Origin of the sequence: Brevibacillus agri, assembly GCF_004117055.1 — a bacterium.
GTDB lineage: Bacteria > Bacillota > Bacilli > Brevibacillales > Brevibacillaceae > Brevibacillus > Brevibacillus agri.
Genome location: NZ_CP026363.1, coordinates 304,285 through 327,500, shown reverse-complemented (window position 1 = coordinate 327,500; position 23,216 = coordinate 304,285). Strand labels below are relative to the sequence as shown.

Below are 23,216 nucleotides of genomic sequence, written 5' to 3'. Positions count from 1 at the left end.
GGCTAACAGGAGGAAGCGCATGAGTATGCCGTTTGCCATTTTCTTTGATATGGATGGCACATTGCTGCAGACGGAGAAGTTGTCGACGCCCGCTTTTTTGCGGACATTTGAGCGATTGAGAGAAAAAGGCTTGTGGGCAGGCGAGACGCCAAGCGAGGAAGAGTTGGTCAACGTGCTCGGACTGACTGTCGAGCAGGTCTGGAAAAAGCTTTTGCCAGGCGCAAATGAAGAAGCTGTCCGCGCGGCGGATGCTTTTTTGCTGGAAAACGAAATTGCTTTGCTCAAAGAAAAAGTGACCGATTTGTACCCTGGCGTGAGGGAGACGTTGGAACAGCTCCACGCCAAGGGGATTCCGCTGTTTGTCGCGAGCAACGGACAGAAGGAGTACATTGAAGCCATCTGCCAGGAGTATGCACTCAATCCGTTGCTGACGGATTTGTACTCGGCGGGACGGTTCCGCACGCGCTCCAAAGTGGATCTGGTAGCCAAGCTCATCGCCGACTACCAGGTAGAACAGGCGGTCATGGTAGGCGACCGCCATTCCGATGTAGAGGCAGGAGTAAAAAACGGCCTGTTTACCATCGGATGTGACTTCGGCTTCGCCAAGCCAGGAGAACTGGACGGGGCAAATGTCGTCATTACGCAGTTTCCGCAATTACTGGATCATTTGCCGGCAATCGACACCAAATCGCAAAGACTGACATAAACCATTCCTTTAGAGGAGTGGTTTTTTCTGTATAAAACATAAAACGCTTCGACAATTCATGAGCCGAGACGTGCCGCTTGCCGTCGACAAAACGGTCGTGCCGTTACTGTTTTGGATGGTTTCAAGCGCCCGCCTTTTGCCCACACTAGAAAGTGTATCGATCACTTGCAAGCGCGTCGCAAACCCATTATAATTAAAGTCAAAGATAGTCAAAGTCAGTAGCAAGCACATACACATATGGAATAGGAGGCGATGACTTGCGTAACATCTCGGACATCATTGAACAACACTTAAAAGGCATTTTGACACAAAGTCCCAATGGCTCGATCGAGATCCAGCGTAGTGAGCTTGCCGACTTATTTCAATGTGTGCCGTCTCAAATCAACTACGTCATCAATACGCGATTTACGGTACAAAAAGGGTACATTGTAGAGAGCAAGCGTGGGGGCGGCGGCTATATCCGCATTCGCAAGGTGCAGATTGTGAGCAAGGCGCGATTGCAGGAATTGCTGACCGAAGAGCTGATTGGCGAAAGCATCTCGCAGAGTGTAGGGAACGCGATTGTAGAGAGGCTGCAGGAAGAAGGTTTGGTCAACGCCAAAGAAGCAGCCTTGATGAAAATCGCCACCTCCCGAAATGTTTTGACTCTGGAGTCTGAATTACGGGATCGTTTGCGGGCAAATATATTAAAGCAGATGATTGCGGCTATCTTGTTGAAGTAAATGAAGCATGTGTTAGGGGGTAGGATGTAATGAACTGTGAGGAATGCGGAAAACGACCGGCGACACTGCATTTGACGAAAATCGTCAATGGTGAAAAAACCGAATACCATATTTGTGAGCATTGCGCTTCCGAAAAAGGGGACGTCTTTACCGGATTTCACAACTTCAGCATCAACAATCTCCTGTCAGGACTGTTAAAATTTGATCCCATGCAAAAAAACGGACGCGAGCCTGCGCCCAGCAAGCCGCTCCGCTGCGAAACATGCGGACTCACGTATGCCCAGTTCAGCAAAAGCGGCCGATTTGGCTGCAGCGATTGCTACACCTTCCTGGGTGACCGGCTCGATCCGTTGTTCCGCCGCATTCACGGCAATACGCAGCATAGCGGCAAGGTTCCGGAACGCACAGGCGGGCAGTTGAAAATCCGCAAAGAGCTGGAGCAGCTAAAACGTGCGCTGCAAAACCACGTCGCCAGCGAAGAGTTTGAAAAAGCGGCTGAAATGCGCGACCGAATCCGTGCGCTGGAACAAAAAATCGCTCAATCGTAACAAGGGGAGGTAAGCTGGTCATGTCACAAAAGCAGTTTATGCAAAACCCGTGGAGCAATTGGATGAAAGGAGAAGGTCCTGATTCCGATATCGTCATCAGCACACGGCTGCGCATCGCCCGAAACCTGCGCCAGCACCCTTTTCCGTTATTGGCAACCGACTCGCAAGGCGAGGAAGTCGTCAGAAAGGTAACGGAAGTGAGCGAATCGGAGGCCATGCGCAAGCGCCAGCCGCTGCAGGTTCTCCATATGGACCAGATCAATCCGCTGGAAAAACGGGTGCTGGTGGAAAAGCATCTCATCAGTCCGCACTTGGCGGAGGAATCGAGAAAAGGCGCTGTGCTCCTGAGTCCTGACGAGTCTGTCAGCATTATGGTGAACGAAGAGGACCACATTCGGATTCAGGTGCTGTTGCCAGGGTTTCGTTTGAATGAAGCATGGGAAATAGGAACCAAAATAGATGATATTTTCGAGAAGCATCTGAACTTCGCGTTCGATGAGACGAGAGGCTACCTCACGAGCTGTCCGACCAACGTCGGTACGGGGATTCGCGCCTCTGTCATGCTGCATTTGCCTGCATTGGTGATGACGCAGCAGATCAGCAGAATTTTGCAGGCGATTAATCAAGTTGGTCTGGTCGTTAGAGGAATTTACGGGGAAGGCAGCGAAGCTCTAGGAAACCTGTTCCAGTTGTCTAACCAGGTCACGCTCGGAATGTCGGAAACCGATATTCTCTCCAACCTCTACGGCGTTGCCAGACAGATTATTGAGCAGGAACGCGTAGCACGTACTTATTTGCTGGAGCATACGCGCATATCTTTGGAAGACCGCATTTTCCGTTCTTACGGGATTTTGCTGTATGCGCGCACTGTGGAGTCCAAGGAAGCAGCCCAACGCCTCTCTGACGTCCGCCTCGGCATTGACCTTGGCATCATCCCGGGGGTATCGCCTCTGGTGATGAACGAGCTGCTGGTGACGACTCAGCCGGGCTTCCTGCAGCAGCATGCAGGACAAAAGCTGACGCCAGACCAGCGCGACGAGCGAAGGGCACGGTTGATTCGGGAGAGGCTCAGTGCGACAGGACCAGCATGATTGGCAAAACATAAGGCATCAACAGAAGTGAACCTATAGAGAAAAACACGGTTATACGGAGGTGTACGATATGATGTTTGGACGTTTTACAGAACGAGCACAAAAAGTACTGGCGCTTGCCCTGGAAGAGGCAGTGCGTCTCGGTCACAAAGATATCGGGACGGAGCATGTACTGCTGGGACTGATTCGAGAAGGCGAAGGGATTGCTGCCAAGGCTTTGCAATCGCTCGGACTTGGACTCGATAAAATCCAGAGCGAAGTGGAGTCGTTGATCGGACGCGGAACAGAGCAGTCCGGTAGTAATTACACGCCAAACTATACACCTCGCGCCAAAAAAGTAATTGAACTGTCCATGGACGAAGCGCGCAAACTGGGTCATACCTATGTGGGCACAGAGCACATCCTGCTCGGGCTGATCCGCGAAGGCGAAGGCATCGCCGCAAGAATCATGAACAACCTCGGCGTCAGCTTGAACAAGGCGCGTCAGCAAGTGCTGCAGCTTTTGGGCAGCTCGGAAATGATGGCGTCGCATCAGCCTTCCGGCGGCAATCCTGCAGCGAATACGCCTACGCTGGACGGATTGGCTCGCGACCTGACGGCAATCGCACGCGATGGCGGACTGGACCCTGTGATCGGCCGTCAAAAAGAAATCGAGCGTGTAATTCAAGTATTGAGCCGGCGCACCAAAAACAACCCGGTACTGATCGGGGAGCCTGGTGTGGGGAAAACGGCCATCGCAGAAGGTCTCGCGCAAAAAATCGTCAACAACGAAATTCCGGAGACGCTGCGTGACAAGCGCGTCATGACGCTCGACATGGGAACCGTTGTGGCGGGCACCAAATATCGCGGAGAATTCGAAGACCGCCTGAAAAAAATTATGGATGAAATCCGCCAGGCAGGAAACATCATCCTGTTCATTGACGAGCTGCATACACTCATCGGCGCAGGCGGTGCGGAAGGCGCGATTGACGCCTCCAACATCCTCAAGCCGGCTCTCGCTCGCGGCGAGCTGCAATGCGTCGGGGCAACCACGCTCGATGAATACCGCAAATACATCGAAAAAGACGCTGCGCTGGAGCGCCGTTTCCAACCGATTCAGGTGGATGAGCCGACGGCAGAGGACGCGATTCGCATCCTGCATGGCTTGCGTGACCGTTACGAAGCCCACCACCGTGTAAAAATTACCGATGAAGCCATCGAGCAGGCAGTGAAGCTGTCTGACCGTTACATTACCGACCGTTTCCTCCCGGACAAGGCGATTGACCTCGTCGACGAGGCAGCGTCCAAGGTGCGCCTGCAATCGTTCACGGTTCCGCCAAACCTCAAAGAGCTGGAAGGCCGTTTGGAAGAGGTGCGCAAGGAAAAAGACGCGGCTGTGCAATCGCAGGAGTTTGAAGAGGCGGCGGCCCTGCGCGATCAGGAACAGAAGCTTCGCGAAGAACTGGACAAAACGAAAAAAGACTGGAAAGAACGCCAAGGCCAGTTGAACATGGAAGTGACGCCAGAGGATATCGCGACTGTCGTCGCTAGCTGGACGGGAATCCCTGTTCTGAAGCTGAAGGAAGAGGAAACAGAGCGCCTCCTGAAAATGGAAGAGATTTTGCACGATCGTGTCATCGGCCAGGACGAAGCGGTCAAATCCATCTCCCGCGCGATCCGCCGTGCCCGTGCCGGTCTGAAAGACCCGAAACGCCCAATCGGTTCGTTTATTTTCCTCGGCCCGACAGGCGTGGGGAAAACCGAACTGGCCCGTGCCGTGGCAGAGACGCTGTTTGGAGACGAGGACGCCATGATCCGCGTCGACATGTCCGAGTACATGGAGAAACACTCCACTGCCCGTCTGGTAGGGGCTCCTCCAGGGTATGTCGGCTTTGACGAAGGCGGCCAGTTGACGGAAAAAGTGCGCCGCAAGCCGTACTCCGTCATCCTGCTGGATGAGATCGAGAAGGCGCATCCGGATGTTTTCAACATTTTGCTCCAGGTGCTCGATGACGGCCGATTGACGGACTCCAAGGGCCGTACCGTAGATTTCCGCAACACCGTCGTCATCATGACCTCCAACGTCGGAGCCAGCATGATTAAGAAAAACACGACACTCGGTTTCACCACCAACGATACCGAGAAAAAATATCAGGATATGAAGGACAAAGTCATGGATGAGCTGAAAAAGAGCTTCCGTCCGGAGTTCCTGAACCGCATCGACGAAGTCATCGTGTTCCACTCCTTGGAGCAGGAGCATATCGAGCAAATCGTATCGCTGATGACCGACGAGCTGCGCAAGCGTTTGAAAGAACAAAGCATTGATTTCCAATTGACGGAAGATGCCAAAAAGCTGCTGGCAAAAGAAGGCTTCGATCCAGCGTACGGGGCGCGCCCGCTGCGTCGTGCCATTCAGCGCCATATCGAAGACAAATTGTCGGAAGAACTGCTCAAGGGCAACATCAGCAAGGGCGACACAGTCAACATCGAGGCCGAAGAAGGCAAACTGGTCGTCAAACGACTGGAAAAAACAAAATCGTAAGCTGGGCGAAAAGCATCATGAAGAATGCCTCCTGTTTTGGGAGGTATTCTTTTTTTGGCTGCACAACTATGATAAAAGTAGAGAAGAAAATCCAAGTGAGGGTAGCGATTATGGCAAAGTATAAAACGAAATACGCGTGTCAAGAATGTGGCTATGAATCGCCAAAATGGATGGGAAAATGCCCGGGCTGCAATAGCTGGAATACATTGGTGGAAGAAGTGACAGTCAAGGCGGCGCACCGCCACGAAGGGCTGAGCGGCGGCACGCGCCAGTCGGCTATCCCTTTGACGCAGGTAGCCAGCGAAGAAGAGCCGCGCATGGATACGACCATTGGCGAGTTGAACCGCGTGCTCGGGGGAGGGCTCGTCCCAGGCTCGCTCATCCTGGTCGGCGGCGATCCGGGTATCGGCAAGTCCACACTGCTGTTGCAGACCTCTTTTGCTCTGGCTCATCAGGGGGCCAAAGTGCTGTACGTATCCGGGGAGGAGTCCGCGAAGCAGATCAAGCTGCGCGCAGACCGGCTGCATATGCAGACGCCCCCGATGTTTGTATTGGCAGAAAATGATTTGGATTTGATCGAACAGCATATTAATCAAGTAGACCCTCATGTGTTGATTATCGACTCGATCCAGACCGTGTTCCATCCCGCTGTGCAGTCTGCGGCCGGAAGCGTCGCGCAGGTGCGCGAGGCGACGGCCCAGTTGATGCGGATTGCCAAGGGCAAAGGAATCTGTACTTTTATTGTCGGCCACGTGACCAAAGAAGGCTCGATCGCAGGTCCTCGTATGCTTGAACATATGGTGGACGCAGTTCTCTATTTTGAAGGCGAGCGCCACAATACGTTCCGGATTTTGCGCGCTGTCAAAAACCGTTTTGGTTCGACAAACGAGATCGGAATTTTCGAGATGAAGGATCGCGGTCTGGAAGAGGTCGCAAACCCTTCCGAGATTTTTCTGGCTGAGCGTCCCTTCGGCGTGGCTGGCTCCACCGTCGTAGCCAGCATGGAAGGCACCCGTCCAGTCCTGGTGGAGCTTCAGGCACTCGTGGCACCGACCAGCTTCGTTACTCCCCGGAGAATGGCTACAGGCGTCGATCACCAGCGTGTGGCGATGATTATGGCTGTTTTGGAAAAGCGCATGGGCATGATGCTGCAAAATCAGGACGCGTATGTCAACGTGGCCGGGGGCGTCCGCCTGGATGAGCCTGCTGTCGATTTGGCGATCGCCGTCAGCATCGCCAGCAGCTTTCGCGACCATGCCACCAATCCGCACGACGTCGTGATCGGGGAGATTGGCCTGACAGGAGAGGTGCGGGGCGTATCGCGCATTGAACAGCGCGTGCGGGAAGCGCACAAGCTCGGCTTCAAACGCGTGATTATACCGGAGAAAAACATTCGCGGCCTGGATGCGCCAGACGACATTCAGGTGATCGGCGTCAGCAATATTGCAGATGCTTTGAACGAGGTGATAAGGAGGTAAGGGCGGAATATGCAGGAGAACACGAAAAGAACTCCGCAGTTCGGCGATGTGCTTCGTTTGGTCGCACCAGGGACGCAGCTTCGCGAAGGGCTTGAAAATGTTTTGCGCGCCAAAACTGGCGGCCTGATCGTCGACGGCGGTTTTTCCATCAATTGCGACTTTTCTCCTGCCCATTTGTATGAATTGGCGAAGATGGATGGGGCGATTATAGTAAGTGAAGATGCCAAACGAATCTTGTACGCCAATACCCAACTGTTTCCGCCTGCTTCCATCCACACCAGCGAGACAGGTACTCGGCACCGGACTGCGCAACGGACAGCGATCCACACGAGCTACCTGGTCATCGCCATATCCCGGCGGGGTAATGTCATCACCTTGTACCAAGGAAATTTCCGCTATGTGCTCAATGAGATCAGCGTTATTCTCGCCAAGGCTAACCAGGCAGTATCCACCCTGGAAAAATACAAGGCGGTGCTCGATCAGGCATGACCAATCTCGGCGCACTGGAATTTGAAGAGCTGGTCACCTTGCACGAAGTCGCCTCTGTCTTGCAGCGAATCGAGATGGTGCTGCGGATCAAAACGGAGATTTCCAAGTACATATGCGAGCTGGGAGCAGAAGGCAGGCTCGTCAGCATGCAACTGGAGGAGCTTGTGTCGAATATTGAGGAAGAAGCGCAAATGCTCATTCGCGACTACGCCAAGGACGTGGCGCATGCTCCAGACGCAGTGCTGCGCGAGATGAAAAAGCTAAGCTCCGAGGAAGTGCTGGAGCTCGGGTCTTTCCTGCGTGTTCTCGGGTTTTCCGCGAGTGCCAGCATGCTGGAAGAATCGGTGTCGCCAAGGGGATACCGGATTTTGTACAAAATTCCCCGACTGCCACTTTCCATCATCGCCAATTTGGTCGAGCATTTTCATTATTTGCCGAGAATTATGATGGCGACGATTCAGGAATTAGACGAGGTGGAAGGAATTGGCGAAGTGCGCGCCCGGGCTATCAAGGAGGGCCTGAAACGGATTCAGGAGCAAGTGTTCATTGACAGGCACATTTAAAGTAGAATAGGATAAAGGCATTATTTGTTATTCAACATTTGCCCAGGGGACTTGAAAGCAACAGCAAGTTTGACAGGATACACTGTCTCCTCTGCAAAAGAAATCAGGAGGTAGTCTATGTTCGTGAAATCGTTGCCGAACATGCTAACCGTAAGCAACTTGTTTCTGGGAGTCTTGGCAATCATACTTGCGTTTCGAGGCGATCATTACGTCGATTACGCGGCGATTACGGTCATCATCGGTATGCTGGCGGACGGACTGGATGGACGCGTCGCTCGCATGCTGAATGCGCAAAGTGAATTCGGAAAGGAACTCGACTCGCTTTCTGACGTCATTACGTTTGGGATAGCTCCGGCTTTCATCATGTATGTTGTTGTCCTGCAGCACTTCGATTGGCTTGGGATTCTCGTTACCGCCATCTTCCCGATCTGTGGTGCGCTCCGTCTGGCCAGATTCAACGTCCAGGCCGGAGTTCCGGGATATTTCATCGGGCTGCCGATCACGGCTGCCGGTGGCGTGCTGGCCACGCTGGCCCTGTATCATCAAGTTTTCAATCCGGTACTGCTTGCGGTAAGCATGCTGCTTCTGGCTTTCCTCATGGTATCGAAGGTCAAGTATCCGAACTTCAAGAAGGTCGGGATTCCAAAATCGGCCTACTGGATTACGCCGATCATCATCGCCATCGTCGTTGTGGTTGCGATCAAGTATCCGCAGCAGTTTCCCAAAATCGTCTTCCTGCCGCTTGCTTTCTATGCCCTGTATGGAATAAAAAAAAACGTTGACTTTCTCGTCAAAAAATTACGCAAGCGCAAGAACAAGGAAGAAGAATCTGTGCCATTTGAATAAGCCAGGCAATGAAAAAACCCGCGCTGCGATGTGCGGGTTTTTCGCTTTTGGATGCAACTTTTTGTAGGGTTCATTCGTAATACGAGTGTGGGGTTAAGAAAGATTGAACACACCCAGCGTATTCAGCCGGTTCGATTCTTTTTGCAAGACGTCCTCCAGCTTGATGTCTGTAATGTTGCACAAGGCGGTCAGGTAAAAAAGATTTTTGCCAAGCTCTGCTGTGACTACATCGCGACAATGCTCGCATAGTGGGCCGTTAAAGTGAGTGTCCAGATGGGACTTGTTCTCCTCCAGGTTTTTGCTTGCGTCGTAGGTTTGCTTTTTGGCTACCACTTCAACACAGCCGCATTCGGTGATGGCTTTCGTCAGGGAGCGGTTGATGCGAGACGCTGTTTCCTGAACTTTGGACATGACGTCCAGTACGCTTCGATGTCGGATCAAAAGCTCGGATACTTGTGCTTGAAAGTCGTCTACATCTCGTTTGTCCATATCGATTCACCTCTGCTTTAAGCTGTTCGTATCGTCACAATTTTCGCTCATTGTGTTACTGCCATTATAAGAAGGGAGTCTGGCCGCTGTCAATTTGCCTGGGAAGGAAACAGGTGTTTGAGGTTGACGAGAAAATGGCAACTATGTTAAAATTTTTGGCTATTTGACATGGTAAAATCATTTTTGCTATAGTGAGGGAAAGCGATAATGAAGCAATTTCGCTATTTGGAAAGAAACAGGGTTTTACTCATAGGCTTCTGTCTATAATTAATAAAAGGAGGTGAAGGCATGGTACGCCGCATAGGAAAAATCTTTTTTGTCTTGGTTGGCGGTGGCTTGGGGTACCAATACGGTACAGAGCTGTTTTCGCTGCTCAACCCGTTGTTGAATTTTGGAGTAGTTGCTGGAGCGCAATATATTGGGGCGGTACTTGGTGCCATTCTGTTCTTCTTTTTAGCTAATTGGCTGTTGGACTACATTTTGAGGGTAGTTCGCTGGGGAGAAGAGACGCTCGTCAAAATGCCGATTGTTGACGTGATGTTCGGAGCGATGGGGTTGATTAGTGGTCTTATTGTTGCCTTTTTATTATTCCTGCCCATCAGTAAAATTCCGATTCCGCTAATAGGTGATCTGTTGCCACTGGTTGTTTCCGGGTTGCTCGGCTATCTGGGCTTTCAGGTAGGGTTTCGCAAGCGGGACGAGATTATGTCGGTTTTCTCTATTGGACGCAAGGATAAGAAAAAGGAACAGGCTGCTGCGACGACCAATGTCGAGCACAAGATTTTGGATACGAGCGTCATCATTGACGGACGCATTGCAGATATTTGCCGCACGGGCTTTTTGGAGGGCGTGCTGGTCATTCCGGGCTTTGTCCTGGAGGAGCTGCAACACATCGCGGATTCCTCGGATGTGCTGAAGCGCAACCGCGGCCGCCGTGGTCTGGACATCCTCAACAAGATCCAGAAGGAAATGAAGGTCAAGGTGCAGATTTGGGAAGGCGACTTTGAAGAAGTATCCGAAGTGGACAGCAAGCTGATTAAGCTGGCGAAGGTCATGAACGGAAAAGTCGTCACCAACGACTTCAACCTGAACAAAGTGTGCGAGCTGCAAGGCGTGGCGGTATTGAACATCAACGACTTGGCTAACGCCGTGAAGCCGGTCGTGCTGCCAGGGGAAGAAATGAACGTGCAAGTCATCAAAGACGGCAAAGAGCACGGTCAGGGCGTTGCTTATCTCGACGACGGCACGATGATCGTCGTGGAAGGCGGACGCGAATACATCGGCAACGACGTGGACGTATTGGTCACCAGCGTGCTGCAAACGTCAGCGGGACGGATGATCTTCGCCAAGCCGAAGCTGCTGGAAAGAGCGCTGTAAGGCGAGAAGTACAAGACGGGAGAGGAAAGAAAACGTGAGTACAGGGGTCGTGATCGTTGCTGCCGGTTCCGGCAAAAGAATGGGCGGTCAACGAAACAAATTGTGGTTGCCGCTTGCAGGAGAGCCGATCTTGGCTCACACCGTTCGCCTTTTCGCTTCGCATCAGGAGATCGACCAGATCGTCCTGGTCGTGAGCGAAGCGGACTACGCCGACGTGCTTGCCTTGGTGGATGCGGAAAAGCTGCAAGTCACCGTCACCTTGGGCGGCGCCGAACGGCAGGACAGCGTCAGAAACGGTCTGGCGTCACTGGCTTCATCCTGTACCTACGTGCTTGTTCACGATGCTGCCCGACCTTTCGTCACGCAGCAGCAGATCAGCGACATGCTCCGGCAGGTGCGGCGCGATCAGGCCACGATCATGGCCGTGCCTGTCAAGGATACGATAAAAGTGGTGGGGGCCACAGGGCTTGTGGAGGCTACCCCGGCACGGGAAAGCTTGTGGGCGGTTCAAACCCCACAAGCTTTTCGTATGTCTTTGCTGCGAGAGGCGCATGAGGCGGCAGAAAAAGCGGGCAAGCTCGGTACGGATGACGCGATGCTGGTCGAATGGCTGGGGCATCCTGTGTCCGTCATGCAGGGAAGCTATGAGAATATTAAGATCACGACGCCGGATGACCTGTGGCTCGGTGAAGAGATCATGCGTAAGCGAAGGGGAGAGTAAATCATGCGTATTGGACAAGGATTTGATGTGCATCAACTGGTGGAAGGTCGTCCGTGCATTATCGGCGGCGTCACCATTCCGTATGAAAAAGGCTTGCTGGGCCATTCTGACGCCGATGTGCTGCTGCACGCCATCAGCGACGCGATTCTCGGAGCGATTGGCGAAGGCGACATCGGGCGCCACTTCCCGGATACGGACCCTGCCTTCAAGGGAGCTGACAGCGTCGTGCTGCTCGAGCATGTGTGGAAGCTGGCAAAAGAGCGTGGCTATCGCCTTGGCAACGTAGATGCGACGATTATCGCGCAAGCGCCGAAAATGGCTCCTTACATACCGCAAATGCGCGAAGTCATTGCCCGTGTGCTGGAGGCAGAAGACGCCTCGCAGGTAAACGTGAAGGCGACGACTTCGGAAAAGCTCGGTTTTACGGGCAGAGGAGAAGGAATCGCGGCCCAGGCTGCATGCTTGCTTGTCAAGTAAAGGGGCAAGGTGTAACATAAAGCCTTAGAAACGTATTCATGAAGGATCATAGCCTTTTACATTCACAAGGATGGTGCTAAAAATGGCGAAAGAAATCCGCACGCGTTATGCGCCGAGTCCTACGGGGCATTTGCACATCGGCGGTGCGCGAACAGCGCTTTTTAACTATCTGTTTGCCAAACATCACGGCGGTTCGTTTATCGTTCGGATCGAGGATACGGACCAAACGCGCAATAAGGAAAATGCCGATGAAGAGCAAATGAAGAACTTGAAATGGCTCGGAATCGAATGGGAAGAAGGCACCGATGTGGGCGGCCCCTACGGCCCGTATCGCCAAACCGAGAGATTGGACATTTACCGTAAATATATCGATCAACTGCTCGCAGAAGGCAAGGCGTACTACTGTTACGCGACCAAGGAAGAGCTGGATGCCGAGCGCGAAGAACAACTGGCGCGTGGAGAAACTCCGCGTATTCTGGAGAAGCATCGCCATGTGACAGAAGAGCAGCGCGCGCAATACGAAGCGGAAGGCCGTGTGCCATCCATTCATTTCCTTGTGCCGGATAACCGCGAATACGTAGTCAACGACCTGATCCGCGGACAGGTGACATTCAACTCCAACGAAATGGGCGACTTCGTCATTTGCCGTCCGGACGGTATCCCTACCTACAACTTCGCGGTTGTGATCGACGACTACCTGATGAAAATCAGCCACGTCATTCGCGGCGAGGAACATCTCTCCAACACGCCTCGCCAATTGATGATCTACGAAGCGTTTGGCTGGGAAGCGCCTGACTTCGCCCACTTGGCACTGATTCTCAACCAGGATGGCAAAAAAATGTCCAAGCGCGATGAAAGCATTTTGCAATTCATCGAGCAATACCGCGATCTTGGCTTCCTGCCAGAAGCAATCGTGAACTTCCTCGTTCTTTTGGGCTGGTCTCCAGGTGGCGAAGAGGAAATTTTCCTCATGGACGATTTGGTCAAGCTGTTCTCCATGGAGCGCGTGAGCAAGTCGCCGGCAGTATTTGATGCGACAAAAATGAACTGGATGAACAACTACTACCTGAAGCGTCAGCCGCTCGATCTGATTACCGACATGTGCATTCCGCACCTGCAAAAAGCGGGCTTTATCGAGGAAACGCTGTCTGACGAGAAGCGGGAGTGGGTGCGCAGCATTGTCGCGCTGTACCAGGAGCAAATGTCCTACTGTGCCCAAATCGTTCCATTGGCCGCTCTTTTCTTCCTGGACGAAGTGGTGTACGATGAAGAGGCGACAATGGTACTGAAAGAACCGCAGTTTCCGGAAGTTCTCGCTTCTTTTGTGAAACACCTGTCGGCCCAGGATGCATATAATGTGGATGTCATCAAAGCGGTGCTGAAGGACGTGCAAAAGGAAACGGGTCAAAAAGGCAAAGCGCTGTTCATGCCAGTACGTGTCGGCACAACGGGTCAAGCGCACGGGCGCGACTTGGCAGAGACGCTGTACCTGCTCGGACGCGACAAAGTGTTGGCGCGTGCCCAGCGTGTGATTGCAAACGGAAAATAACCTGTAAAGGGCCAGTGATATACAAACGAATGCGACGATCAGGAGAAGTACGGCAGGATACACGTTTACAGAGAGGATGGAAAGGTGAGAGCCATCCAGCGTGCCCTGTTCGGAAATGCGCCTGTGAGCAATGAGCTGAACGTGTCTGACTGTTTGGACGACATCAGTAGGTGCCATCGGTTCCCGCCGTTATCGGGATGTAGAGCGAGATCGTGCGACTGGCTTTCTTTTGGCCGGATGAACAGCGATCTAAGCAGAGTGGAACCGCGGTAAACCCCGTCTCTGTCCCTTCGTCCTTGAAGGGGTGGAGGCGTTTTTCTTTTGCAGCAAAAAAATCTGGCAGGAATTTCAGGCAGGAGGTGCCACCCAACTATGTTCGCACAGATGAAAGATGACATTCAGGCTGTATTTGAAAGAGACCCGGCAGCACGCAGTGCATTGGAAGTTGTCATGACCTATTCAGGTCTGCACGCCATATGGGGGCACCGGATTGCCCACAAGCTCTGGAAAGCGGAGTGGTACACGCTTGCGCGGATTGTGTCGCAGGTTACCCGCTTTTTCACCGGGATCGAAATTCATCCGGGCGCGCGAATTGGCAGAGGCTTGTTTATCGACCACGGTATGGGCGTGGTCATCGGGGAGACATGTGAAATCGGCGACAATGTCACCATCTATCAGGGCGTCACGCTCGGGGGAACCGGGAAGGAAAAAGGCAAGCGCCATCCCACAATCGGCAACGATGTCATTATCGCGACGGGGGCAAAAGTGTTGGGTTCTTTCAAAATTGGCGATAATTCAAAGATAGGGGCTGGCGCAGTCGTTTTGCAGGAAGTGCCGCCCAACTCGACCGTAGTAGGGATCAAGGCACGCATCGTCATTCAGGATGGCAAACGCGTCAAACACGATCTGGACCACGTCAACATGCCTGACCCGGTTGCAGACACGATTCGTCTGATGCAAAAGGAAATCGATCAATTGCGCAAAGAATTGGAGCTTTTGAGGGAGGATAAAAAGAACCATGGGCATTCAACTGACTAATACGATGACACGACGAAAGGAACCGTTCGTCACATTGGAGCCGGGCAAGGTGAAGATGTACGTATGTGGACCGACCGTGTACAACTACATTCACATTGGAAACGCCCGTCCCGCTATTGTTTTCGACACGCTTCGACGTTATTTGAAATACCGCGGCTACGAAGTGACGTTCGTGCAAAACATTACCGATGTGGACGACAAACTGATTCGGGTAGCCAACCAGGAAGGAACGACGGTCAAGGAAGTAGCAGACCGCTACACCGATGCGTACAACGAGGACCTGCGTGCCCTGAACGTGTTGCCGCCTGACATTCAGCCGCGCGTCATGCAGACGATTCCGGAGATCATTTCGTTCGTGGAAGGGCTGATCGAAAAAGGCTACGCGTACGAGAGCGAAGGCGACGTCTATTTCCGCACGGGGCGTTTTCAGGAATATGGCAAGCTCTCGCACCAGCCGCTGGACGATTTGCAGGCAGGCGCTCGCGTAGAGATCAACGAGAAAAAAGAGCATCCGCTCGACTTCGCGCTCTGGAAGTCTGCGAAGGAAGGCGAAGTAACCTGGAGCAGCCCGTGGGGCGAAGGCAGACCAGGCTGGCATATCGAATGTTCGGCGATGGCCCTGAAGTTTTTGGGTGAACAGATCGACATTCATGCGGGCGGAACCGACCTTGTGTTCCCGCACCACGAAAACGAAATCGCGCAGTCCGAGTGCTTTACCGGAAAAGTGTTTGCCCGCTACTGGCTGCACAACGGGATGCTCAATATCGACAACGAGAAAATGTCGAAATCCCTCGGAAACTTTTTGCTCGCTCGCGATCTGTCCAAAAAATTCGGCGGCCAGTTGATCCGTTTCTTCATGCTGCAAGGCCACTACCGCAACCCGATCAATTTCAGCGAGGAGCTGCTGGAGCAGGCAGCGAACGGCCTGGAGCGCATCAAAACAGCTTACACGAACCTCTCCCACCGCCTGGATACGGCAAGAGACGAGGAGCCGAACGGCCAGGCCGAGGAACAGCAGCGCATCATCAATGAGCTGAGAGAACGGTTCATTACTGAAATGGACGACGATCTTAATACAGCCAATGCCATCACGGTCATTTTCGACGTGGTGAAGGAAGCGAACCTGTATTTGCGCCACCAAAATGTAGGGGCCGGAGAGGTTCGCGCCTATATGGAGCTGCTCGTGGAATTGACAGAAGTTCTCGGACTTGAGATTGCCGAGGAGCAGGAGCTGGTGGACAGTGAGATCGACGCGCTGATCGCAGAGCGCACAGAGGCGCGCAAAGCGAAAAACTTTGCCCGCTCTGACGAAATTCGCGACCTGCTCGCGGCAAAAGGAATCGTGCTGGAGGACACGCCACAAGGTGTTCGCTGGCGCCGAAAATAAGGGGCCGAAGAAGCTAGATGCAAAAAGAAGAACTGACCCGAGATCCAAACCTGACAAATCCACTCGTGCTCGCCTTTCTGGGCGATGCTACCTATGCGCATTGCGTGCGGTATCATCTGATCGCCAAGGGGCTGGTTAAACCTAACCAGCTCCACAAGGCGGCCAATCGTTACGTTTCAGCCAAAGCACAGGCCAATGTGCTGCTCGCGCTGATGCCGACATTGCCGGAGGAAGAGCTGAATGTGGTAAAACGGGGGCGGAATGCCAAGTCCGGCTCCACCGCCAAAAATGCCGATATTATCGACTACAGGCATGCTACGGCTTTTGAAGCGTTGATTGGCTACTTGTATTTGTGTGGAAAAGAAGAGCGGATCGCAGAAATTGTGCAACAGGCGTTTGCGATTGTGGAAGGAGAGTAAGACATGAGTGAAGAGTGGATTTTGGGGAAAAACCCCGTGATCGAGGCGCTGCGTTCCGGGCGCACGATCAACAAGATTTGGATTGCGGAAGGGACCAACAAAAATTTGATGGCACCTGTCTTTGCTTTGGCAAAAGAGCAGGGGGTCATTGTGACTACCGCCAACCGCAAAAAGCTGGACCAGCTTGTGTCGACGGACAACCATCAGGGAGTCGTGGCTTCTGTCGCGGCTTACGACTACGTAGAAGTGGACGACATTTTGCAGCGGGCCGAGGAAAAAGGCGAGCAGCCGTTCCTTTTGCTGCTGGACGAGCTGGAAGACCCGCATAACCTGGGTTCGATCATGCGTACCGCAGATGCGGTGGGAGCGCATGGCATCGTCATTCCGAAGCGGCGCTCTGTCAGCCTGACAGCGACGGTGGCAAAGGCGTCAGCCGGAGCGATCAACTACGTGCCCGTAGCGCGCGTCACCAATCTCGTGCGCACGATGGAGGAGCTGAAGGAGCGCGGAGTCTGGATCGCGGGAACGGACGCCAGCGCCAAGCAGGACTTCCGCCAGGGCGACTACACGATGCCGCTCGCCGTTGTCATCGGCAGTGAAGGAAAAGGGATGAGTCGCCTCGTGCGGGAAAACTGTGATTTCCTCTACAGTCTGCCCATGGCGGGCAACGTCACCTCCCTGAATGCTTCGGTGGCTGCTGCTTTGCTGATGTATGAAGTATATCGCTCCAGGAGTCCTCTTCCGACGCGGGTGAAGTGAGATGGCGAAAAGAAAAGCTAAACAGCTTTTGATCGTGGACGGCTACAATATCATCGGGGCCTGGCCTGAGCTGCGCCTTTTGAAAGATCAGGAGCGGATGGACGAGGCGCGCGACCAGTTGATCTCCAAAATGGCAGAGTACCAGAGCTATACCGGGATCAAAGTCATCATCGTGTTCGACGCATACAACGTTCCCGGCATCGGCCGGCAAATGGAAGATTACCTGGTTGAAATCTACTTCACGAAGAAAAAGGAGACGGCTGACGAAAAAATTGAGCAGCTTGTCTCCGAATTTCACCAAAAAAATCGACAAATTTATGTAGCGACCTCGGACTATACGTCCCAGCGGGTTATTTTTGGACAGGGAGCCTTGCGCAAATCCGCGAGGGAGTTGCTGCTCGATATGGAAAACGCCGGGAAAGAAATCAAGCAGCAGGTCGAAAAAACGCACGAAGAACGGTTCTCCAAACGGATTGCGCTGAACGACGAAATAGCGAAAATATTCGAAAAATGGAGAAGGGAATAACTTGGATTCGGTTGACGCTTTTTTACGGCATCATGTATAATAGCGCTAGCTATGGAGAAACCGGTTGGCGGAGGGATCATTTGTGAGTGTTGACCTCAAGGAGTTAAAACATGCCCAATATGAACTAATGACCGACGAAGAAGTAGTCGACCTGGTTCGCGATAATGATGCCGAAGCTCTGGAATACTTGATTAACAAGTACAAGAACTTTGTGCGTGCCAAAGCGAGATCCTATTTTCTTATTGGGGCTGACCGCGAAGATATCGTACAGGAAGGCATGATCGGTCTGTACAAGTCCATTCGCGACTTCCGAGGGGACAAGCTCACGTCGTTCAAGGCGTTTGCCGAGCTTTGTATTACTCGTCAAATCATCACGGCGATCAAGACAGCGACTAGGCAGAAGCACATTCCGCTCAACTCGTACGTCTCGCTGGACAAGCCGATTTACGACGAGGATTCTGATCGGACACTGCTCGATGTGATTTCCGGGACCAAAGTGACTGATCCGGAAGAGCTGTTCATCAATCGCGAAGAGTTTGATGACATCGAAGGGAAAATGAGCGAAATTTTGAGTGACCTGGAGCGGCAAGTGCTGATGCTGTACCTGGATGGACGGTCCTATCAACAAATTGCCGTCGAGCTCAAACGTCACGTCAAGTCTATTGATAATGCACTGCAGCGCGTCAAACGCAAACTGGAGCGCTATCTGGAAGGAAGAGAGATTCATCTGTAAAACAGGGGAATCTCTTTTTATTTTCGGACCGCCAAGCGCGCAAAAGCTTTGTACATAACGAACCGCGGAGGAATATGGAAGCAAAAGGCCTTCTTTTTGTCAAGTCGTTTTGTTTGACATGGGTATTTTGGTGTGATAAATTTATTTAGGTAGCCATAGACTCTTATCTCTCTGTTCTATGGTTACTTTGGTGAATGAAATGGTCAGGAAAAAGTAGCGGTTTTCCCGTACTATTTATCATTTGGTACTTTTAACGAATAGCAGGTTTGAAATGAGATGGAGGTGGCAATAAATGCGAGTAAACATCACGTTGGCGTGCACCGAGTGTGGCGAGCGTAACTATATCTCCACAAAAAACAAGCGCACCACTACTGAACGTGTTGAGCTGAAAAAGTATTGCTCCCGTGACAAGAAGCAAACCCTTCATCGCGAGACGAAGTAATGGTTGATGCGACGAAGTCAGGGGGTGGCAAAGTGGGTTTTTTAGCACGAATCGGAGCCAGTTTTCGCCGCACCGGTGATTTCTTTGGCGACGTAATGTCCGAACTAAAGAAAGTCCGTTGGCCGAATCGTAAAGAATTGACGACCTATACGATCGTCGTTCTCGTTACGGTTGTGCTTCTGGCAATATTCTTCTTCGTCGTTGATTTGGGAATCTCGCGCTTGATCGATTTGATTCTAGGAACGTAATTTTGCAAGTCTTAGGAGGGACGGACGGTTAACGTCCTGGTGGATATGGAAAAAGCATGGTATGTCGTTCATACGTACTCAGGTTACGAAAACAAGGTAAAGACGAACCTAGAGAAGCGCGTCGAGTCGATGGGCATGGAAGACAAGATCTTTCGCGTTCTCGTTCCCACTGAAGAAGAAGTGGAGACCAAGGATGGCAAAAAGCGCACCGTCACGAAAAAAGTGTTTCCTGGATACGTCCTTGTTGAAATGGTGATGACGGACGACTCTTGGTATGTCGTGCGCAACACTCCTGGGGTTACCGGCTTTGTCGGATCCACGGGCGCTGGCTCCAAGCCGACAGCGCTGCGTCCTGAAGAGGCCGATACGATTCTCAAGCAAATGGGGATCGAAATTCCCAAGATCAGAGTCGATTTTGCTCTCCGCGATATGGTGCGCGTCACAGATGGTCCGTTTTCTAATCGCACCGGGGAGATTATCGAGATTCACCCCGACAGACAGAAGGTTCGCGTATTGGTGGACATCTTCGGTCGCGAAACACCGGTAGAGCTAGACTTTACACAAGTTCAAAAATTGGATTAGGATTCAACTTGAAAAGTATCGCGCTATGTGGTACATTTCATTTTGTTTTAACAATCCCACAACAATATCTGGGGTTTCTTGCACTCTCACTATAGATCGAAAGTCTTTTGCGAGACTTTCATAAAACGGTGGGAGGGGGCATTCCCCCGTAATAACCACATGTGAAGTAAGGAGGTGTCTTACGTGGCTAAGAAGGTTATCCGCGTAATTAAATTACAAATCCCAGCAGGTAAAGCGAATCCTGCACCTCCAGTAGGTCCGGCTCTCGGTCAAGCTGGTGTAAACATCATGGGGTTCTGTAAAGAATTCAATGCTCGTACAGAGAGCGAAGTTGGTATGATTATCCCGGTGGAAATCACCGTGTTCGAAGACCGCTCTTTCACCTTTATCACAAAAACTCCTCCGGCTGCTGTTCTGTTGAAGAAAGCTGCTGGTATCGAGTCCGGTTCCGGCGTACCAAACAAAACAAAGGTTGCTACGCTGAAACGTGATAAAGTTCGCGAAATCGCTGAACTGAAGCGTCCTGACCTGAATGCTGCATCCGTGGAAGCGGCTATGCGCATGGTGGAAGGTACTGCTCGTTCCATGGGTATCGTAATCGAAGACTAATTGTCTTGAGTGCAAGGGGGCACAGACATTGTGCCCCCCTGTCTGTGGGAGGATTAACCGCTACGACCACATTGAAGGGAGATTTTTATTCATGGCTAAAAAAGGTAAGAAGTATCAAGAGGCCGTAAAGCTCGTTGATAAAAACAAAGTGTACGAAGTAGTCGAAGGCATTGAGCTGGTTAAAAAAGCAGCTACTGCTAAATTCGACGAAACAGTTGAAGCAGCATTCCGTTTGGGTGTAGACCCGAAACGTGCTGACCAACAAATCCGTGGTGCTGTAGTATTGCCACACGGTACTGGTAAAGTACAACGCGTTCTTGTATTTGCAAAAGGCGAAAAAGCAAAAGAAGCAGAAGCTGCTGGCGCTGACTTCGTAGGCGATGCAGACATGATCGCGAAAATCCAAGGTGGCTGGTTCGACTTTGACGTCGTAGTAGCTACTCCTGACATGATGGGTGAAGTAGGGAAATTGGGTCGTGTACTCGGTCCAAAAGGCCTGATGCCAAACCCTAAAACCGGTACAGTTACTTTCGACGTAACCAAAGCGGTTAACGAAATCAAAGCCGGTAAAATCGAGTACCGCGTAGACAAGGCAGGTAACATCCACGCTCCGATCGGAAAAGTGTCTTTCGACGCTGACAAGCTGGCTGAAAACCTGGCTGCTCTGACAGAAGCGCTGAACCGTGCGAAACCGGCTGCAGCAAAAGGTGTTTACATGAAAAATGTAACCCTGAGCTCTACAATGGGTCCTGGTGTACGCGTAGCTGTAAAATAATGACGCTTGACTTCCTTTTGGGGAGTTGTTAAGATAGTTCCTGTTGACGAAAAGAATATGCCGTAGACAGAAGGTGCGGTGCTTGCAAGAGTAACGCTTAATATCCCTCCGAGGCGTGTAATGTACGAATGAGGAAATGTGGATTTCCTTTGACGATAGAGCATTATGCCCTCGTGATGTCTGCGAGGGCATTCTTCTTTTTCCAGGATTAGAGCACGGGAGGTGTAAACAATGGCAGAAATTCGTCCAACCGTTATTCGTGAAGAAAAGGTACAAGCGATCAACGAAATCGCAACCAAGCTCCGCGAGAGCCAAACCACAGTGGTGGCTGACTACCGCGGTCTGACTGTAGCCCAAGTTACCGAGCTCCGCAAACAACTGCGTGAAGCTGGTGTTGAGTTCCAGGTGTTGAAAAACTCCCTGACTCGTCTGGCTACCGAGAAGGAAAACCTGACTGAACTGGATCAATATCTGACTGGCCCGAACGCTCTGGCGTTCTCCAAAGACGATGTTGTCGCTCCAGCAAAAATCATCGCGGAATTTGCGAAGAAAAACGAAAAGCTGGAAATCAAGGGTGGCGTGATCGAAGGCAAAGTAGTTGGTGCAGAGCAAATCAAAGCACTGGCAACTCTTCCTTCCCGCGAAGGTCTCTTGTCCATGCTTCTCTCCGTCCTGCAAGCTCCAATGCGCAACGTTGCGTTGGCAATCAAAGCAGTGGCCGAGCAAAAAGAAGGTCAAGGCGCGTAATCGTCTGATCGGGTAAAGCTTACACAAATACTATTCCATGAATGGAGGATTTCAAAATGTCTAAAGAGCAAATCTTGGAAGCCATTAAAGGCATGTCCGTTCTCGAACTGAACGACCTGGTAAAAGCAATCGAAGAAGAATTCGGCGTAACTGCTGCTGCTCCTGTAGCTGTAGTTGCTGGTGGCGCTGCTGAAGCTGCTGCTGAGCAAACTGAATTCACTGTAACCCTGGTAAGCGGCGGCGCTTCCAAAATCAACGTAATCAAAGTTGTTCGCGAACTGACTGGTCTGGGTCTGAAAGAAGCGAAAGACCTGGTAGACAACGCTCCAAAAACACTCAAAGAGGGCGTTTCCAAAGAAGAAGCAGAATCTCTCAAAGCAAAACTCGAAGAAGCTGGCGCACAAGTAGAAGTGAAGTAAGTTAGCTTTCTTTAGAAATTCCCCTTGCCTGCGGCAGGGGGTTTTTCTGTAAGGGGACGGCGAGTGTTTTCCAATCGATGAGGAAGGGTGAATCACACGTGGCAGATCACTATTACACCAATCGGCCGGGGGCAGCGCATGACGAGCAGCAGTTTTCGTTTGTGCTGCGCGGGAAGGAGCTGCGCTTCATCACGGACGCAGGCGTTTTTTCCCGGGACCGGATTGACTTTGGAAGTGTATTGCTCATCGAAAACATGGAGATCGGCAGTCATGCGCGTGTGCTGGATGTGGGCTGTGGCTACGGGCCGATCGGCTTGACGGCTGCCACGCTTGCGGATCAGGGGCGGGTGACGATGATCGACGTGAATGAGCGTGCGGTTGACCTGGCTCGTCGGAATGCCGAAAGAAACGGGATCAAAAATGTTGAGGTGCGGGTCAGTGACGTTTACAGCGCCGTGCAAGGCGAGCAGTACGACGTCATTTTGACCAATCCGCCGATTCGGGCGGGCAAGGAAATTGTGCATCGCATTTTTACTGAAGGACATGCGCTGCTCGTGGAAGATGGAGAGATGTGGGTAGTGATTCAGAAAAAGCAAGGCGCTCCGTCTGCTCTGAAGAAGCTGCAAGAGACGTACCGTGAAGTGATTGAAGTGGATCGGGAAAAGGGATACTCCATCTTTCGGGCAATCAAATAGTCAAGCGACAATCCTTAGAAAAGTTTTCTTGACGTGAATATTTGATTGTGGTAGCATTATAAAATGTCAATATGGGATAAATGTCTATTTTTCAGCAATTCCCTGTCTGTCAAGCGTTTCTACTTTTTTCCTGAAAGAGGAATGTTTGTGTAAAAACATGGGAATTCTTTTAAAATAGATTTTCTCTGGGTTAAAAATGGTTGATGCTGCTTTAACCCATTTTTATTTTAAGGTGTTCGCTCGCGATTGCAAGATTGCCG

General features: G+C 51.8%; 26 protein-coding genes, 1 pseudogene and 2 other annotated features. Of the genes and pseudogenes, 26 read left to right on the top strand and 1 reads right to left on the bottom strand.

Annotated features, from left to right (window positions below; all coding sequences use genetic code 11):
• The first annotated feature begins 19 nt into the window (after window positions 1-19).
• From BA6348_RS01710 to pssA, 8 genes and pseudogenes are all read left to right on the top strand, one after another.
• The gene (locus BA6348_RS01710) at window positions 20-706 is read left to right on the top strand and encodes an HAD family hydrolase (protein ID WP_026556990.1); all 687 of its coding nucleotides are present in this window, start codon (window positions 20-22) and stop codon (window positions 704-706) included.
• A 257-nt stretch (window positions 707-963) separates the two neighbouring features.
• The gene (locus BA6348_RS01705) at window positions 964-1,428 is read left to right on the top strand and encodes a CtsR family transcriptional regulator (protein WP_005828913.1); all 465 of its coding nucleotides are present in this window, start codon (window positions 964-966) and stop codon (window positions 1,426-1,428) included.
• A gap of 29 nt (window positions 1,429-1,457) precedes the next feature.
• Complete coding sequence (gene mcsA / locus BA6348_RS01700) at window positions 1,458-1,976, top strand: protein-arginine kinase activator protein McsA (protein WP_005828912.1); 519 nt, start codon at window positions 1,458-1,460, stop codon at window positions 1,974-1,976.
• Between the two features lie 20 nt (window positions 1,977-1,996).
• A complete protein-coding gene (gene mcsB, locus BA6348_RS01695) occupies window positions 1,997-3,067 on the top strand; it encodes a protein-arginine kinase McsB (protein WP_005828911.1) in 1,071 nt (356 codons plus the stop codon).
• Window positions 3,068-3,137: 70 nt separating this feature from the next.
• Window positions 3,138-5,588, top strand: coding sequence for an ATP-dependent Clp protease ATP-binding subunit (locus BA6348_RS01690; RefSeq protein WP_005828910.1), 2,451 nt, complete (start codon window positions 3,138-3,140; stop codon window positions 5,586-5,588).
• 110 nt (window positions 5,589-5,698) lie between these two features.
• Window positions 5,699-7,066, top strand: a complete 1,368-nt coding sequence (gene radA / locus BA6348_RS01685; RefSeq protein WP_005828909.1) for a DNA repair protein RadA — start codon at window positions 5,699-5,701, stop codon at window positions 7,064-7,066.
• 9 nt (window positions 7,067-7,075) lie between these two features.
• Window positions 7,076-8,118: pseudogene (gene disA / locus BA6348_RS01680) on the top strand (DNA integrity scanning diadenylate cyclase DisA).
• 117 nt (window positions 8,119-8,235) lie between these two features.
• Window positions 8,236-8,964, top strand: coding sequence for a CDP-diacylglycerol--serine O-phosphatidyltransferase (pssA, locus tag BA6348_RS01675; protein WP_005828908.1), 729 nt, complete (start codon window positions 8,236-8,238; stop codon window positions 8,962-8,964).
• 93 nt (window positions 8,965-9,057) lie between these two features.
• Here pssA and BA6348_RS01670 read toward each other — a convergent pair whose 3' ends face one another.
• The gene (locus BA6348_RS01670; RefSeq protein ID WP_005828907.1) at window positions 9,058-9,453 is read right to left on the bottom strand and encodes a nucleoside triphosphate pyrophosphohydrolase family protein; all 396 of its coding nucleotides are present in this window, start codon (window positions 9,451-9,453) and stop codon (window positions 9,058-9,060) included.
• A 288-nt stretch (window positions 9,454-9,741) separates the two neighbouring features.
• On the opposite strand from BA6348_RS01670, the gene BA6348_RS01665 reads away from it, so the two are divergent.
• The 18 genes from BA6348_RS01665 (at window position 9,742) to BA6348_RS01585 (ending at window position 22,956) form a co-directional block, all read left to right on the top strand.
• Complete coding sequence (locus BA6348_RS01665; protein ID WP_005828906.1) at window positions 9,742-10,830, top strand: PIN/TRAM domain-containing protein; 1,089 nt, start codon at window positions 9,742-9,744, stop codon at window positions 10,828-10,830.
• Between the two features lie 34 nt (window positions 10,831-10,864).
• Entirely contained in the window at window positions 10,865-11,551 is a 687-nt protein-coding gene (gene ispD, locus BA6348_RS27100; RefSeq protein ID WP_005828905.1) for a 2-C-methyl-D-erythritol 4-phosphate cytidylyltransferase, read from the top strand.
• Window positions 11,552-11,554: 3 nt separating this feature from the next.
• The gene (gene ispF / locus BA6348_RS27095) at window positions 11,555-12,028 is read left to right on the top strand and encodes a 2-C-methyl-D-erythritol 2,4-cyclodiphosphate synthase (protein WP_005828904.1); all 474 of its coding nucleotides are present in this window, start codon (window positions 11,555-11,557) and stop codon (window positions 12,026-12,028) included.
• An 82-nt stretch (window positions 12,029-12,110) separates the two neighbouring features.
• On the top strand, window positions 12,111-13,577 hold the full coding sequence (gene gltX / locus BA6348_RS01655; RefSeq protein WP_005828903.1) for a glutamate--tRNA ligase: 1,467 nt from the start codon (window positions 12,111-12,113) through the stop codon (window positions 13,575-13,577).
• A 25-nt stretch (window positions 13,578-13,602) separates the two neighbouring features.
• Window positions 13,603-13,864: a binding site (T-box leader), on the top strand.
• Window positions 13,865-13,949: 85 nt separating this feature from the next.
• Window positions 13,950-14,615 (top strand): serine O-acetyltransferase, encoded by a 666-nt coding sequence (cysE, locus tag BA6348_RS01650; RefSeq protein ID WP_005828902.1) that lies wholly within the window; start codon window positions 13,950-13,952, stop codon window positions 14,613-14,615.
• On the top strand, window positions 14,596-16,002 hold the full coding sequence (cysS, locus tag BA6348_RS01645) for a cysteine--tRNA ligase (RefSeq protein WP_005828901.1): 1,407 nt from the start codon (window positions 14,596-14,598) through the stop codon (window positions 16,000-16,002). The genes cysE and cysS overlap by 20 nt, the downstream gene beginning before the upstream one ends.
• A gap of 17 nt (window positions 16,003-16,019) precedes the next feature.
• Complete coding sequence (locus BA6348_RS01640) at window positions 16,020-16,421, top strand: Mini-ribonuclease 3 (RefSeq protein WP_005828899.1); 402 nt, start codon at window positions 16,020-16,022, stop codon at window positions 16,419-16,421.
• 3 nt (window positions 16,422-16,424) lie between these two features.
• Window positions 16,425-17,180 (top strand): 23S rRNA (guanosine(2251)-2'-O)-methyltransferase RlmB, encoded by a 756-nt coding sequence (rlmB, locus tag BA6348_RS01635; RefSeq protein ID WP_005828897.1) that lies wholly within the window; start codon window positions 16,425-16,427, stop codon window positions 17,178-17,180.
• A gap of 1 nt (window position 17,181) precedes the next feature.
• Window positions 17,182-17,706 carry an NYN domain-containing protein gene (locus tag BA6348_RS01630; protein WP_005828895.1) on the top strand — a complete coding sequence of 175 codons (525 nt, stop codon included), beginning with the start codon at window positions 17,182-17,184 and terminating at the stop codon, window positions 17,704-17,706.
• A gap of 82 nt (window positions 17,707-17,788) precedes the next feature.
• Window positions 17,789-18,439 carry an RNA polymerase sporulation sigma factor SigH gene (sigH, locus tag BA6348_RS01625; RefSeq protein WP_005828894.1) on the top strand — a complete coding sequence of 217 codons (651 nt, stop codon included), beginning with the start codon at window positions 17,789-17,791 and terminating at the stop codon, window positions 18,437-18,439.
• A 292-nt stretch (window positions 18,440-18,731) separates the two neighbouring features.
• Window positions 18,732-18,881, top strand: coding sequence for a 50S ribosomal protein L33 (rpmG, locus tag BA6348_RS01620; protein WP_003392018.1), 150 nt, complete (start codon window positions 18,732-18,734; stop codon window positions 18,879-18,881).
• Window positions 18,881-19,129 (top strand): preprotein translocase subunit SecE, encoded by a 249-nt coding sequence (gene secE / locus BA6348_RS01615; protein WP_005828890.1) that lies wholly within the window; start codon window positions 18,881-18,883, stop codon window positions 19,127-19,129. The genes rpmG and secE overlap by 1 nt, the downstream gene beginning before the upstream one ends.
• Window positions 19,130-19,174: 45 nt before the next feature.
• The gene (gene nusG, locus BA6348_RS01610; RefSeq protein ID WP_005828888.1) at window positions 19,175-19,711 is read left to right on the top strand and encodes a transcription termination/antitermination protein NusG; all 537 of its coding nucleotides are present in this window, start codon (window positions 19,175-19,177) and stop codon (window positions 19,709-19,711) included.
• Between the two features lie 183 nt (window positions 19,712-19,894).
• Entirely contained in the window at window positions 19,895-20,320 is a 426-nt protein-coding gene (gene rplK, locus BA6348_RS01605) for a 50S ribosomal protein L11 (protein ID WP_005828886.1), read from the top strand.
• Window positions 20,321-20,411: 91 nt separating this feature from the next.
• A complete protein-coding gene (gene rplA, locus BA6348_RS01600; RefSeq protein ID WP_005828884.1) occupies window positions 20,412-21,095 on the top strand; it encodes a 50S ribosomal protein L1 in 684 nt (227 codons plus the stop codon).
• A 42-nt stretch (window positions 21,096-21,137) separates the two neighbouring features.
• Window positions 21,138-21,302, top strand: a sequence feature (ribosomal protein L10 leader region).
• 24 nt (window positions 21,303-21,326) lie between these two features.
• Window positions 21,327-21,842 (top strand): 50S ribosomal protein L10, encoded by a 516-nt coding sequence (rplJ, locus tag BA6348_RS01595; RefSeq protein ID WP_005828883.1) that lies wholly within the window; start codon window positions 21,327-21,329, stop codon window positions 21,840-21,842.
• Window positions 21,843-21,898: 56 nt separating this feature from the next.
• On the top strand, window positions 21,899-22,261 hold the full coding sequence (gene rplL / locus BA6348_RS01590; RefSeq protein ID WP_005828881.1) for a 50S ribosomal protein L7/L12: 363 nt from the start codon (window positions 21,899-21,901) through the stop codon (window positions 22,259-22,261).
• Window positions 22,262-22,359: 98 nt separating this feature from the next.
• Window positions 22,360-22,956: a class I SAM-dependent methyltransferase gene (locus BA6348_RS01585; protein ID WP_005828879.1), complete on the top strand. Its 597-nt coding sequence runs from the start codon at window positions 22,360-22,362 to the stop codon at window positions 22,954-22,956.
• Window positions 22,957-23,216 lie beyond the last annotated feature (260 nt).